Genomic DNA, 12,818 nt, shown 5'->3' on the forward strand with positions numbered 1-12,818 from the left:
TCATTGATGACTTTTCACAGCCTTGAGCCTGAAAAGTCCATTATATCTATCTTATATATTGCAATACTTCTGCATGGCAGCACGCAATTCATCAGGTATGGCTACCGCCTTGCGCAATTTCAAATCCATCATGACCAGCACCAGCCTGGCTTTCAGACGCACATCCTGTTGCGGTCCGCTAAAGCAAATTTGCAACTCCACGGAAGTCTTGCCCAGTTTCGTCACGATCAATTCTGCCAGCAGACTTTCACCCAGTTCTGCCGGCTTGATGAAATCCGTTTCCAGATGCACGGTAGGCAATCCTATGCCACGCGCAATATGCATTTCATGGAAACTACAAGCCAGACCTTGCGCGCACCAGTCTTCCACCACGCCATTCATCATTTCAAAATAACGTGGATAAAACACAATACCCGCTGGGTCGCAATGAGCAAAGCGTATGGGCAACTCAGCCGTAAAAATCATGCTGAGGCAAACTCTTTCAGCAATTCACGGCCTATGATCAGTTGCTGCACTTCCGTCGCCCCTTCATAAATACGCAGAGAACGGATTTCACGGTACAGGCGCTCTACCGGCACTTCACTGACCACACCCAGGCCACCAAACATCTGCACCGCTGCATCTATCACTTGCTGCGCACCTTCAGTCGCAGTCAGTTTGGCCATGGCAGCTTCTTTAGTAACTTTTCTGCCCTGGTCTCTTTGCCAGGCTGCGCGATAAATCAATAGGCCAGAGCTGTCTATGATGGTTGCCATCTGCGCCAGTTTGGCCTGGGTCAGCTGAAAATCGGCCAAAGTCTGGCCAAACATTTTGCGTGTCGTCACTCTGTGCATGGCTTCGTCCATGGCACGGCGGGCAAAGCCAAGTGCAGCGCCAGCGACGGATGTACGGAAGATATCCAGCGTCGCCATCGCCACTTTGAAGCCCTGCCCTGCCTCACCCAGACGCTGAGTTGCCGCGATGCGACAATTAGTAAACTTCAGGCGTGCCAGCGGATGCGGAGCTATCACATCGATACGCTCGACAATTTCAAAACCAGGCAGGCCAGCATCGACGATAAATGCAGTGATGCCGCGCGCACCCGGTGCTTCGCCAGTGCGGGCAAACAATACATAGAAGTCGGCAATGCCACCATTGGAAATCCAGGTTTTTTCACCATTCAAGACATAGTGACCACCATCTGCATCAGCGACAAATTCTGCCGCGCATTGCATGGCGGCTACATCCGAACCAGCTTCAGGTTCAGACAGGGCAAAGGCAGCAATCGCTTCGCCTTTGGCGACCTTGCTCAGATAATTCTGCTTTTGTACTTCTGTGCCATGCAGGCTGATTGCGCCAGAGCCCAACCCTTGCATGGCAAAGGCAAAATCTGCCAGGCCAGAATGACGGGCCAGGGTTTCGCGTATCAGGCAAATGGCACGGGTGTCGATGACATCAGCATTGCCGCCATAAGCACTACCACCTATGGCATTTTTGAGCCAGCCAGCCGCACCCAGTTGTTTAACCAGATCGCGACAAGCCTGATCGACATCTGCGGCATGATGATCAGGCAGGTTTTCTGCAGACCAGCTATCGAGCGTGCGTTGCAGTTCACGGTGTTTGTCATCAAAGAAAGGCCAGTCCAGGTAGCTGGTGTCAGACATGATATGCGTCATGCTCAATCCCCTTCAAAGACAGGTTTTTGCTTGGCAACGAAGGCATGGTAGGCGCGATGAAAATCGTTAGTCATCATGCAAATGGCCTGGGCCTGTGCTTCTGCCTCTATGGCTTCATCAACGCCCATATTCCATTCTTGTTGCAGCATTTTCTTGGTCATGCCGTGAGCAAAGTTTGGGCCCTCAGCCAGATTTCTTGCATAGGCTTGAGCTTCTGCCAGTACTTCTTCCGGTGCTGCCAGGCGGTTAAAGAAACCCCAGCGTTCTGCCTCTTCACCAGACATTGAGCGCCCGGTGTATAGCAAGTCAGAAGCACGCCCCTGCCCTATGATGCGCGGCAAAATAGAACAGGCACCCATGTCGCAACCTGCCAGTCCAACGCGGGTGAACAGGAAAGCAGTCTTGCTGCGTGCCGTGCCTATACGAATATCAGAAGACAGTGCGAGGATGGCACCTGCACCAGCGCAAACGCCATCAATCGCAGCAATAATCGGCTGCGGGCAGGCGCGCATGGCTTTGACAAGATCACCAGTCATGCGCGTAAAACTCAGCAGACCCGGCATATCGAGTTTGGTCAAGGGGCCGATGATTTCATGCACATCACCACCAGAACAAAAATTCTCGCCCGCGCCGGTAATGACAATCGCCTTGACATCATCACCATACGACAATGTGCGGAACAGATCGCGCAACTCTGCATACGAATCAAAGGTCAGCGGGTTTTTGCGTTCTGGCCGGTTCAGGGTGATGGTGGCAACGCCCGCATCGACGGCATAGGTAAAATGCTGTGCTACATAGTTTGCCAGTTGATGGCGATTGCCAGGTAAATCCTGGGCTTGTCCGGGTAGGTATTTCATAGTGCTTGTTCCTGCTCAGGGTTATTGTCTACGTTGTTGTCAGCGCCAGGTTCATGCAAATGTGTTTTCACTTGCGACAACAATTCAAATAATTTGCTTTTCTGCTCAGCCTGCAAGCCAGAAAACATATCGGCTATCCATGCTTCATGCACCGCTGCCATGCGTTTAAAAGCACGACGGCCAGCGGGTGTCAGTTTGACGCTGTAAGCACGTCTGTCTTTGAGATCGGCGACACGGGTCACCAGTTTTTCCTGTTCCAGCTGATCGGTAATGCCGGTGATATTGCCGCCAGTGACCATCATACGTTTGGATAACTCTCCCATACGCAAGCCTTCTGGATGCCGTTCCAGCTGTGCCATCAGGTCAAAGCGCGGCAAGGTGATACCAAATTCGCTACGCAGGCGACTGCGGATTTCACCTTCTATCATGACAGTGCAAGACAGCATGCGTAACCACAGGCGCAAAGATTGATGGTCATCTTGCGTCAGGCGAGTTTCCATGTCGAACACTGGCGCGCTTTCTTCTTTCATACTTGATCTTGTTTGTTCTTCAGATTTCATCACATGACTTCGCCACCGGCTACTGCTATCGACTGCCCATTCATCGCCGACGCACCGTCCATGCATAGCCACAACACGGCATCTGCGACTTCTTGTGGTTGCACCAAACGCTTTTGCGGATTACCCGCGGCCAGTTCAGCTTTTGCCTGCTCTTCAGTTCGACCAGTTTTCGCAACGATATTGGCAATGGCTTCCTTGACGATATCGGTCTCGGTATAACCTGGGCACACCGCATTCGCCGTCACGCCTTTGGCTGCAACTTCCAGCGCCACTGCGCGCGTCAGACCTATCACGCCATGCTTGGCAGCACAATAGGCAGAGACATAGCCATAACCCTTCAAGCCTGCAGTACTAACCACGTTGACGATACGCCCCCAGCCAGCTTCCAGCATCGCAGGCAAGGCCTGCTGCATGCAAATGAAGCTGCCGTTCAGGTTCACATCCAGCATGTTTTGCCACAGTTTGGCATCAGTTTTAAGGAAAGAAGCTGAACTGGCTTGCCCGGCATTATTGATGAGGATGTCGATGCGACCATTCCTGTCCTGCGATAATTGAAAAGCCGCCTGCACCGACTCAACATCGCTGACATCCATGACTACGTACTGCACTTTGGCATTAGACAGGGAAGCCACAGCCTCCTGCAAAGTCGCTTCACTACGGCCTGCCAGCGTCACTGTCGCACCTTCGCTGAGCAAGGCTTGTGCTATCGCCAGGCCTATACCCTTGCCACCACCGGTGACCAGTGCATGCCTGCCTTGCAAACGTTCCTGATACGCTGTCATGCTCATCCTTCCAGCAATTTGGCGGCAACTTGCTGTGGTGTCAGGCCAGCGCTGGCTGCGGCAACCTGCCTGTCACGTTCAAGATTACGTTCCAGCTGCAATTTTCCGGCGACATATTGCCTGGGCCATGGCATATCATTGAAGCCCAGCTTGGCTGCCTCATGCAAAGTCCAGGCAGGATCAGCCAGGTGTGGTCTGGCGATGGCGCACAAGTCAGCACGGCCAGCGGCGATGATGCTGTTTGCATGATCCGCCTCAAAAATCGCGCCAACGGCGATAGTGGGTATTTGTGCTTCATTGCGTATGCGGTCAGCAAACGGGGTCTGGAACATGCGGCCATAGACAGGTTTTTCCTGCTTGCTGACCTGGCCAGATGAGCAATCTATCATGTCGGCACCCGCTGCCTTGAACAGCATGGCGATGGCGACTGCATCGTCGGGAGTAATGCCGCCCTCTACCCAGTCATGCGCAGAGATACGCACGGAGATAGGTTTATCAGCAGGCCAGACAGCACGTATGGCGGCAAACACTTCCAGTGGATAACGGCAACGGTTTTCAAGCGAACCACCATATGCATCTTCACGCTGGTTGGTTAGTGGCGAAATGAAGCTTGATAACAGGTAACCGTGGGCGCAATGCAGTTCCAGCCAGTCAAAACCTGCTTCTGCTGCTGCCCTGGTCGCCTGGACAAAATCATTCTGTATGCGTCGCATATCTGTCACTGTGGCAGCACTAGCAACTTGCGAAATGCCGGGCAAGTATTGCTGTTCAGACGCCGACACCAATGACCAGTTGCCTTCTTTGAGAGGTTGATCAGTACCCTCCCAAGCTACGCAGGTGGAACCTTTGGCTCCGGCATGGCCGAGCTGCACGGCAATCTTTGCATCAGTATTGGCATGAACGAAATCGACGATGCGTTTCCAGGCTTGTGTATGTTCAGGTGCATACAGGCCAGGGCAAGCTGGCGTGATGCGGGCATCGGCAGAGACACAAGTCATTTCGGCAAACACCAGGCCGGCACCACCCATGGCCCGGCTACCCAGGTGCACGAGATGATAATCACCGGCTACGCCATCGGTCGCTGAGTATTGTGCCATAGGGGAGACAGCGATGCGGTTTTTCAATGCAACATCACGCAGCTTGTAGGGCGTCAGCATGGGTGGGATCGCTGTTTTTGTTTTGGGTACTGGCAAGCCAGCCTTGGCATACGCCTGTTCTGCTATCCAGTGTTCAAAGCTACGAACATAAGCTGCATCCCTTACCCGCAGGTTTTCATGCGACAGACGCTGGCTGCGCGTCAGCATGGAATAAGCAAACTGCGGTGCTTCCATGGCGGTATAACGTTGGACGTTTTCAAACCACTCCATGGAATTGCGGGCAGCGCTTTGTATCTTCAAGACTTCTATGGAACGCAAATCCTGATAGGCTTCCAGGACGGTATCCATGCCTTGCTCACCATGTTTCTCGAAACTGCGTGCCAGTTCAATCGCATCTTCCAGAGCCAGTTTGGTGCCTGAGCCTATCGAGAAATGCGCAGTATGTGCAGCGTCACCCATCAAGACCACAGGTACACGCTTGCCATTCAATTGATTCCAGTGCACCCAGTTCTTGCAGATAATGCGCGGAAACTTGATCCAGTTTGCCGAGCCTCGCAAATGCGTGGCATTTGACATCAAGGCATTGCCATCAAGGTATTTGGCGAACAGGTTTTCACAAAAAGCGATAGCTTCTTCCTGACTCATTTTATCTATGCCAGCCTTGAGCCAGGTTTCTTCCGGTGTCTCGACGATAAAGGTTGCGGTATCGCCATCATATTGATAGGCATGCGCCTGGAACCAGCCATGCTCGGTTTCTTCAAAGGCAAAGGTAAAAGCCGAGAACAGTTTTTTGGTGCCCAGCCATACAAAACGGCATTTGCGGGTATCGATATCGGGTTGATAGCTTTGCTCATAACGGGTGCGCACGCGGCTGTTCAAGCCATCGCAGGCAATGACGAGGTCGGCATCATATTCCAGCGCCAGTGTCTGGTCGTCTGTTACATCGGTTTCAAATACCAGCTTGACATCCAGTTCTTCGCAACGCTCTTGCAGGATATTCAGCAAACGCTTGCGGCCTATGCCGCAAAAACCGTGACCGCCAGAGGTAACAACCTGGCCCTTGAAATGGGTATCAATATCATCCCAGTGATTAAAGGACTGCAAGATAGAACGGGCAGTCTGCTCATCGGCATTCACCAGATTACCCAGGGTCTGGTCAGAAAACACCACGCCCCAACCAAAGGTATCGTAAGCGCGATTGCGTTCGACAATGGTGATCTGGTGCGCCGGGTTTTGCTTTTTCATCAGCAGGCTGAAGTACAGGCCAGCCGGACCTCCGCCTATGCATAGGATATTCATTAAATTACCTTGAAGATTAATTTTTTTGCTTAGCCAATTTGTGCATTACTGCATTTTGCAGGAAGCTACATAAGCATCTGGATGATTGGTAAATACGGGGCTCAAAGTTTTATTGGTTACCCTGCCCTGCGCATCCTTGCTGATGATGCGTGCATAATAATTTTGCACAGGATAGTGATTGTTGTTGAACTTGAAATCGCCGCGCACGGATTTGAAGTTGGCGGCCTTGATGGCTTTACCCAGGGCGTCCTTGTCTTCTATCTTGCCCTTGACACCGCGCACGGCACTATCCATCAGCATGGCAGCATCATAGCCTTGCGATGCATATAGCGATGGCAGGCGGCCATATTCTTTCTGGAAGTCAGCAACAAAACGCTTGTTTTGCGGGTTATCCATATCATGTCCCCATTGCGATGCATTGAACATGCCCAGCATGGGTGCGCCGACTGCCTTGATGATATCTTCATCAGCGGAGAAGCCTGGTCCAAAGAGCTGGGTATTCTTGGATAAACCGGCATCCACAAACTGCTTGATGAAATTGATACCCATACCACCTGGCAGAAAGATATACACGGCATCGGGTTTCAGGTTGCGTATCTGCGCCAGTTCAGTCGCATAATCAAGCTGCCCCAGTTTGGTGTAGATTTCTTCAGCAACCTTGCCCTTGTAATAGCGCTTGAAACCAGTCAGTGCGTCTTTGCCTGCCGGATAATTGGGCGCAACCAATGCAACATTTTTAAAGCCCTTGTCATTGACTTGCTTGCCAACAGCTTCATGCAGGCTGTCGTTCTGCCAGGCCACGTTAAAGAAATAGGGATTACATTGCTCACCGGCATATTGCGAAGGGCCAGCATTGGCACTGATGTAATGTACCTTGGCACCAAAAATCGTTGGCCCGACTGCCAGCATCAGATTGGAAAACACGATGCCAGTCATCAAATCGACTTTGTCTTTCTTGATGAGCTTGTTCACCAGTTGCTTGGTCGCGTCAGGATTTTGCTGATCATCACCCGTAATCACTTCAACGGGCAAATTGCCGAATTTATTGTCCAGATGTTTCATGGCCAGAGAAAAGCCATCGCGTATATCCACACCCAGGCCAGCACCCGCACCAGACAAGGTGGTGACCATGCCTACTTTGACTTTGTCTGCAGCAAACGCACAGTTCGCATTGGTCGCAGCAATACTGGACAACAATAAACACAGCAAGGTCTTTTTCACGAACGTCTCCTTCGGATTTGTAGGCATTGATATTAGTTTGCGACAGGTGCGCGCAATTTATAGCGCTGCAGCTTACCGGTTTCCGTTCTCGGCAAACTCGTCATGAATTCTATGGCACGCGGATACTTATAGGGGGCAATACTATTCTTGACGAAATCCTGGATTTCCTTGCTCAGCTCTGCTGATGCCTGCTCACCGGCTTTCAACACCACAAAAGCCTTGACGATCTGGCCGCGCTCTTCATCCGCCAGACCTATGACGGCGCATTCAGACACTACTGGATGCTTGAGCAAGGCTTCCTCCACCTCAGGCCCGGCGATGTTATAGCCAGCAGAAATAATCATATCGTCGGTGCGGGCGCGGTACCAGAAGTAACCGTCGGCATCCATCTCATAGGCATCGCCTGTCAGGTTCCAGCCCTGATGCACATAATTTTTTTGCCTGTCATCTGCCAGATAACGGCAACCTGTTGGCCCTTTGACTGCCAGACGGCCAACCACACCAGGGCCTGCCATGTCGCCATGCTCATCAAATATACATGCTTGGTAACCGGCAATGGGCTTGCCGGTTGCCCCTGCCCGCACATCATCACCTGCGGCAGAAATAAAGATATGCAGCATCTCGGTCGCACCTATGCCGTCTATCATGACCAGGCCAGTCGCCTGACGCCAGGCTTCACGGGTTGAGGCAGGCAAGGCTTCACCGGCAGAAACGGTTTTCTTAAGGCTGGACAAATCAAAGTTCTTTGCCAGCGTGGCCATCTGGCGATAAAAGGTAGGCGCAGTAAAACAGACGGTGGCCTTGAATTCGTCTATGGCTTTTAGCAGGGATTCTGGCGTCAGTTTTTCCAGCAAGACTGCTGTTGCACCAACACGCAAAGGAAACAGCAGCAAGCCACCCAGGCCAAATGTAAATGCCAGTGGCGGCGTACCTATGAAAATATCGCTTTGCGCAGACTGCAAGGTGGAACGCGGGAAGCAATCACAGATCACCAGCACATCCCTGTGGAAGTGCATGGTGCCTTTGGGCATGCCGGTCGTACCAGAAGTAAAACTGATGAGGCAGACATCTTCGGCCAGGGTATCGACAGCGGCAAATTCAGGTGACTTGCCAGCCATAAGGGCTTCCAGGCCATCATCGCCCTGATGATTAAAATAGATAACCTGCGTCAATATGGGATTGGCTTGTATAGCTAGTTCCATCTCTTCACGCAGATTTTCTGAGCAAAGGGCGACGGCAATTTCAGCCTTGTTCGCGATCACGCCTAATTCCTTGGCGCGCAACAAGGGCATCGTGGGAACAGCAATACAGCCGGCCTTGATGACAGCCAGCACACTGGCAGCCATCATGGGGTTATTCGCACCGCGTAACAAGACCCTGTTACCGGGCTGCAAATGCATATCTTTGAGCAAGACATGGGCAATGCGATTGACGGTAGCCAGCAGATGGGAATAAGTCCAGCTTTCTGTCTGGCTGCGAATGGCAATGCTGTCGGCATGGCCGGTTGCACACATCTTGTCGAGCAAGTCGGCAACACAATTCAGGCGTTCGGGATATTGCAATTCAGGCAAAGAAAAAACCAGTTCGGGCCATTGCTCGCGTGGCGGCAAGTGATCAAAAGCAAAGGTATCCAGATGGGCAGACCCTGGTAGCACAGTTGAATTCATTTCTTCTCCGGCTTTGGTACACGATATTGATACAGCAACCCCGAAAACACCAAACTACTTTAAACCTAAACTATTTTTAGGTAAAGTGTTTTTTAGCATCAAAACAAGTTTTTCTCAAAGAAAATATTTTCAATTGAGTCGCTTATAGTATATTTTAGGCCTAAAGTAATTTCATTGAATACCTTAGCAGCACCATCAGGGATATAAGAATGAACATCACGCTTTTGTTGGAGCACGGTTTAAACGGCTTGCAATTTGGTCTCATGCTTTTTCTGCTGGCAGCAGGCCTGACGCTGATCTTTGGCATCATGGATTTCATCAATCTAGCCCATGGCTCCCTCTATATGGCCGGTGCTTATTTCGCCGCCAGCTTTACCAGCATGACAGGTTCTTTCTGGCTCGGCTTGCTGGCGGCGGTGATAGCAACAGCGCTGCTGGGTGTGATACTGGAAGTAGTGGTCTTCAGACATTTATACCAGCGCGATCATTTATCCCATGTGCTGGCGACTTTTGCATTGATACTGATCTTTAACGAAGGTGCGCGCATGATCTGGGGTGCGCAGCCACTGATGCTGAATATTCCGCCTCAACTGGCACAACCGGTGGAATTGTTGCCTGATTTCTTTTATTCATCTTTCCGCCTGTTCATCATTGCCACCGGGCTGGCTGTCGCTGGCCTGCTGTATTTTGTCGTCACTAAAACCCGCATAGGCATGCTGGTGCGGGCGGGTGCATCGAATCGTGAAATGGCCATCACCATGGGCATCAATATCAAGCTGGTGTTTACACTGCTGTTTGCCTTTGGTGCAGCTCTGTGCGCCATCGCAGGAGCTCTACTCGGTTCCATACTCGCAGTACAGGTGGGTATGGGTGAAAGCATCTTGATACTGGCGTTTGTGGTCATCGTCATTGGCGGCATAGGCTCGATACGCGGTGCACTGGTAGGCGCATTACTGGTGGGGCTGGTTGATACCCTGAGTAAAACCTTGCTGCCTGGTGCACTAAAACTATTGATGCCACTGGAGATGGCAGCCAATCTTGGCCCTGCCCTGGCATCAATACTAATTTATGTACTCATGGCAGCCGTGCTGTTTTACAAACCCCAGGGTCTCTTCCCTGCGCGAGGCTAAGGGAGTAATCATGCAAAGCAGCCTCCATCACACCATCTCGCGCAAGTCCAGCATAAGCATACTGCTACTACTGATTGCCTTCCCTCTGCTAGCGACTTACTTCGCCCAGGATTTTTATATAGGCTTGTTAAGCCGCTTGATGATTTTCGCCCTGGTGGCAAGTAGCCTGAACCTGATACTCGGTTTTGGCGGCATGATCAGTCTGGGGCACGCTGCCTTCTTTGGCAGTGGTGCTTATGTGGTGGGCATACTGATGCAGCATGGCGTCACGTCTGCCTGGATCAGCTGGCCGGTGGCGATGCTGACTGGCTTTGTGCTGGCACTTGCAATAGGCAGTGTCTCACTCAGGACGCGCGGCGTATATTTCATCATGATCACGCTGGCATTCGCGCAGATGCTGTACTTTTTGTTCGTATCACTAAAAAATTATGGCGGTGACGATGGCCTGAGCCTGGCGCAACGCTCAGTCACTGGCTTGGATATGACAAATGACAGCAATTTTTATTATCTGGTGCTGGCCATCTGCGCCCTATTTCTCTTCATCCTGTACCGACTTATCAACTCCCGTTTTGGTCGGGTGATACAAGCCATCAAGGAAAATGAAACCCGCATGGAAGCCATAGGTTACCCGGTGTTTCGCTACAAGCTGCTGTGTTTTGCGATTGCAGGTAGCGTCGCCAGCCTCGCAGGTGCTCTACTGGCAAACCAGAACATGCTGGTCAGCCCTAACCTGCTGCACTGGACGCAATCAGGCAGCCTGATGGTGATGGTCATACTCGGTGGAGTGGGTTATCTGTCTGGTGGCATATTGGGTGCAGTCGTCATGTTGATGCTGGAAGAAATCCTGTCTGGCTACACCATACACTGGCAATTGTATCTGGGCATTATCTTGCTGCTGGTGGTCATGCTATTACCAAATGGCCTGGCCAGCCTGCCGCAAAAATTCATGTCATCGAAAAAACCTCAGGGGGATCAGGCATGAGCGTGTTACAACTAAAAAGCCTGGTCAAACGCTATGGCGGCCTGGTCGCAACCAACAATCTGAGCCTGGATGTATTCCCTGGCGAGATCCACGCCATCATAGGCCCGAATGGCGCAGGCAAGACTACGCTGATACATCAGATCTCCGGCGCCATTGCGCCAAACCAGGGGCAGATTATTTTCAATGACATCGATGTCACGGCACTCAGCATGCATGAACGCGTCAAGCTTGGATTGGCACGCTCTTACCAGATCACGAATATTTTCCAGTCATATACCGTCATCGATAACCTGAGCCTGGCGATACAGGCACGCTCAGGCAGCAGCATGCGCTTCTGGCGCAAGGCTATAGATGAACAGGCACTTTTTGAGCAAGCAAGACAACTCGCCAGTGACATAGGGTTGGCGGAAGTGGTCAACAGCAAAGCCTGTGAACTTGCGCATGGCGAACAACGTCAACTGGAACTCGGATTAACGCTGGCGACGCAACCCAAACTGCTCTTGCTTGATGAGCCCATGGCAGGCACTGGACATGAAGAATCAGGCAAGATGCTGGAACTCATCGCCGCCCTGCGCGGCAAGGCCGCCGTGATTTTGATTGAACATGATATGGACGCCGTCTTCAAGCTAGCTGATCGCATTTCTGTCTTGGTAGCAGGGTCCATCATCGCAACTGGTACTGCAGAACAGATACGCCAGAACCCGGAAGTCAAGAAAGCCTATCTAGGTGATGAAATGGATATCGCACTCAAGGAATCCGCATGAAGACCATACTGGAAGTCGAACATATAGCTACCGCCTATGGCCACAGCCAGGTCTTGTTTGGCATAGACCTGCAAATACGTCAGGGTGAAGTCGCCAGCCTGCTGGGGCGCAATGGCGCTGGCAAAACAACGACCTTGCGCTCGATACTGGGGCTGACACCAGCGCATAGCGGCAATATCAGTTTCATGGGCCAGCGCATAGAAAAAATGACGACGGATAAAATCGCCAGGATGGGCATAGCCCTGGTGCCGGAAGGCAGACAGATTTTCCCCAACCTGACCGTCAAAGAAAATCTGGTCGCCTTTGCCGCCAATCGCAATCAAAGCAAAACACCATGGAGCCTGAAAGAAATTTACCAACTCTTCCCACGCCTGGCCGAGCGGGCTGGCAATATGGGCAACCAGTTATCTGGCGGAGAACAGCAAATGCTGGCCATCTCACGCGCCTTGATGACCAACCCACACCTGTTGATACTCGATGAAGCGACAGAAGGCTTATCACCACTGGTGCGCGAAGAAATCTGGGCTTGCCTCAGAAAACTGCGCGACCAAGGGCAAACCACGCTGGTCATCGATAAATATGTAGAAAAGCTCATCCCCCTTGCCGACCAGCACAGCATCATGGAACGCGGCAAGATAGTCTGGCATGGCAATAGCGAAAGCCTGACGCAGTCGCCTGAGACCTGGCAGAAATATGTGGGGGTTTAACTGGTATTTAGAATTGATAACGCGCTTGCACACCCAAGCCCAAGACCTTAGCACTACTCAGGTTCAGATTATCGTCTGCAAATGCACGCCCATAAAG

Annotated in this window: 12 protein-coding genes; 4 read left to right on the forward strand and 8 right to left on the reverse strand. The window is 51.7% G+C overall.

The features are described from left to right. Positions 1-51 precede the first annotated feature (51 nt). Genes ACO0LF_RS12020 through ACO0LF_RS12055 form a run of 8 tightly spaced genes read right to left on the reverse strand, consistent with a single transcriptional unit; the run spans position 52 to position 9,138 of the window. On the reverse strand, positions 52-465 hold the full coding sequence (locus ACO0LF_RS12020) for an acyl-CoA thioesterase (protein ID WP_423014312.1): 414 nt from the start codon (positions 463-465) through the stop codon (positions 52-54). Continuing rightward, complete coding sequence (locus ACO0LF_RS12025) at positions 462-1,643, reverse strand: acyl-CoA dehydrogenase family protein (RefSeq protein WP_423014677.1); 1,182 nt, start codon at positions 1,641-1,643, stop codon at positions 462-464. The genes ACO0LF_RS12020 and ACO0LF_RS12025 overlap by 4 nt, the downstream gene beginning before the upstream one ends. A 14-nt stretch (positions 1,644-1,657) precedes the next feature. Then, complete coding sequence (locus ACO0LF_RS12030; RefSeq protein ID WP_423014313.1) at positions 1,658-2,512, reverse strand: enoyl-CoA hydratase family protein; 855 nt, start codon at positions 2,510-2,512, stop codon at positions 1,658-1,660. After that, complete coding sequence (locus tag ACO0LF_RS12035; RefSeq protein WP_423014314.1) at positions 2,509-3,042, reverse strand: MarR family winged helix-turn-helix transcriptional regulator; 534 nt, start codon at positions 3,040-3,042, stop codon at positions 2,509-2,511. Before ACO0LF_RS12035 ends, ACO0LF_RS12030 begins: the two co-directional genes overlap by 4 nt. A gap of 29 nt (positions 3,043-3,071) precedes the next feature. Further along, a complete protein-coding gene (locus ACO0LF_RS12040; RefSeq protein WP_423014315.1) occupies positions 3,072-3,854 on the reverse strand; it encodes an SDR family NAD(P)-dependent oxidoreductase in 783 nt (260 codons plus the stop codon). Between the two features lie 2 nt (positions 3,855-3,856). Further along, entirely contained in the window at positions 3,857-6,250 is a 2,394-nt protein-coding gene (locus ACO0LF_RS12045; RefSeq protein ID WP_423014316.1) for a bifunctional salicylyl-CoA 5-hydroxylase/oxidoreductase, read from the reverse strand. A 45-nt stretch (positions 6,251-6,295) separates the two neighbouring features. Continuing rightward, positions 6,296-7,498, reverse strand: a complete 1,203-nt coding sequence (locus ACO0LF_RS12050) for an ABC transporter substrate-binding protein (RefSeq protein WP_423014317.1) — start codon at positions 7,496-7,498, stop codon at positions 6,296-6,298. A 5-nt stretch (positions 7,499-7,503) separates the two neighbouring features. Then, positions 7,504-9,138 carry a benzoate-CoA ligase family protein gene (locus ACO0LF_RS12055; RefSeq protein WP_423014318.1) on the reverse strand — a complete coding sequence of 545 codons (1,635 nt, stop codon included), beginning with the start codon at positions 9,136-9,138 and terminating at the stop codon, positions 7,504-7,506. 209 nt (positions 9,139-9,347) lie between these two features. On the opposite strand from ACO0LF_RS12055, the gene ACO0LF_RS12060 reads away from it, so the two are divergent. The 4 genes from ACO0LF_RS12060 to ACO0LF_RS12075 are packed head-to-tail and all read left to right on the forward strand — an operon-like array spanning position 9,348 to position 12,721. Then, on the forward strand, positions 9,348-10,268 hold the full coding sequence (locus tag ACO0LF_RS12060; RefSeq protein ID WP_423014319.1) for a branched-chain amino acid ABC transporter permease: 921 nt from the start codon (positions 9,348-9,350) through the stop codon (positions 10,266-10,268). Between the two features lie 10 nt (positions 10,269-10,278). Further along, on the forward strand, positions 10,279-11,250 hold the full coding sequence (locus ACO0LF_RS12065; RefSeq protein WP_423014320.1) for a branched-chain amino acid ABC transporter permease: 972 nt from the start codon (positions 10,279-10,281) through the stop codon (positions 11,248-11,250). After that, the gene (locus ACO0LF_RS12070; RefSeq protein WP_423014321.1) at positions 11,247-12,014 is read left to right on the forward strand and encodes an ABC transporter ATP-binding protein; all 768 of its coding nucleotides are present in this window, start codon (positions 11,247-11,249) and stop codon (positions 12,012-12,014) included. The genes ACO0LF_RS12065 and ACO0LF_RS12070 overlap by 4 nt, the downstream gene beginning before the upstream one ends. Next, entirely contained in the window at positions 12,011-12,721 is a 711-nt protein-coding gene (locus ACO0LF_RS12075) for an ABC transporter ATP-binding protein (protein ID WP_423014322.1), read from the forward strand. The genes ACO0LF_RS12070 and ACO0LF_RS12075 overlap by 4 nt, the downstream gene beginning before the upstream one ends. Positions 12,722-12,818: the final 97 nt, after the last annotated feature.

The organism is Undibacterium sp. Di27W (assembly GCF_049340345.1).
In the GTDB taxonomy this organism is placed as follows: Bacteria; Pseudomonadota; Gammaproteobacteria; order Burkholderiales; family Burkholderiaceae_D; genus Undibacterium.

What these genes read in the sequence shown, in the direction of transcription:
- ACO0LF_RS12020 (WP_423014312.1), bottom strand. Translation starts at nt 465, where the DNA reads ATGATTTTTACGGCTGAGTTGCCCATACGCTTTGCTCATTGCGACCCA.
- ACO0LF_RS12025 (WP_423014677.1), bottom strand. Translation starts at nt 1,643, where the DNA reads ATGTCTGACACCAGCTACCTGGACTGGCCTTTCTTTGATGACAAACAC.
- ACO0LF_RS12030 (WP_423014313.1), bottom strand. Translation starts at nt 2,512, where the DNA reads ATGAAATACCTACCCGGACAAGCCCAGGATTTACCTGGCAATCGCCAT.
- ACO0LF_RS12035 (WP_423014314.1), bottom strand. Translation starts at nt 3,042, where the DNA reads ATGAAAGAAGAAAGCGCGCCAGTGTTCGACATGGAAACTCGCCTGACG.
- ACO0LF_RS12040 (WP_423014315.1), bottom strand. Translation starts at nt 3,854, where the DNA reads ATGACAGCGTATCAGGAACGTTTGCAAGGCAGGCATGCACTGGTCACC.
- ACO0LF_RS12045 (WP_423014316.1), bottom strand. Translation starts at nt 6,250, where the DNA reads ATGAATATCCTATGCATAGGCGGAGGTCCGGCTGGCCTGTACTTCAGC.
- ACO0LF_RS12050 (WP_423014317.1), bottom strand. Translation starts at nt 7,498, where the DNA reads ATGCCTACAAATCCGAAGGAGACGTTCGTGAAAAAGACCTTGCTGTGT.
- ACO0LF_RS12055 (WP_423014318.1), bottom strand. Translation starts at nt 9,138, where the DNA reads ATGAATTCAACTGTGCTACCAGGGTCTGCCCATCTGGATACCTTTGCT.
- ACO0LF_RS12060 (WP_423014319.1), top strand. Translation starts at nt 9,348, where the DNA reads ATGAACATCACGCTTTTGTTGGAGCACGGTTTAAACGGCTTGCAATTT.
- ACO0LF_RS12065 (WP_423014320.1), top strand. Translation starts at nt 10,279, where the DNA reads ATGCAAAGCAGCCTCCATCACACCATCTCGCGCAAGTCCAGCATAAGC.
- ACO0LF_RS12070 (WP_423014321.1), top strand. Translation starts at nt 11,247, where the DNA reads ATGAGCGTGTTACAACTAAAAAGCCTGGTCAAACGCTATGGCGGCCTG.
- ACO0LF_RS12075 (WP_423014322.1), top strand. Translation starts at nt 12,011, where the DNA reads ATGAAGACCATACTGGAAGTCGAACATATAGCTACCGCCTATGGCCAC.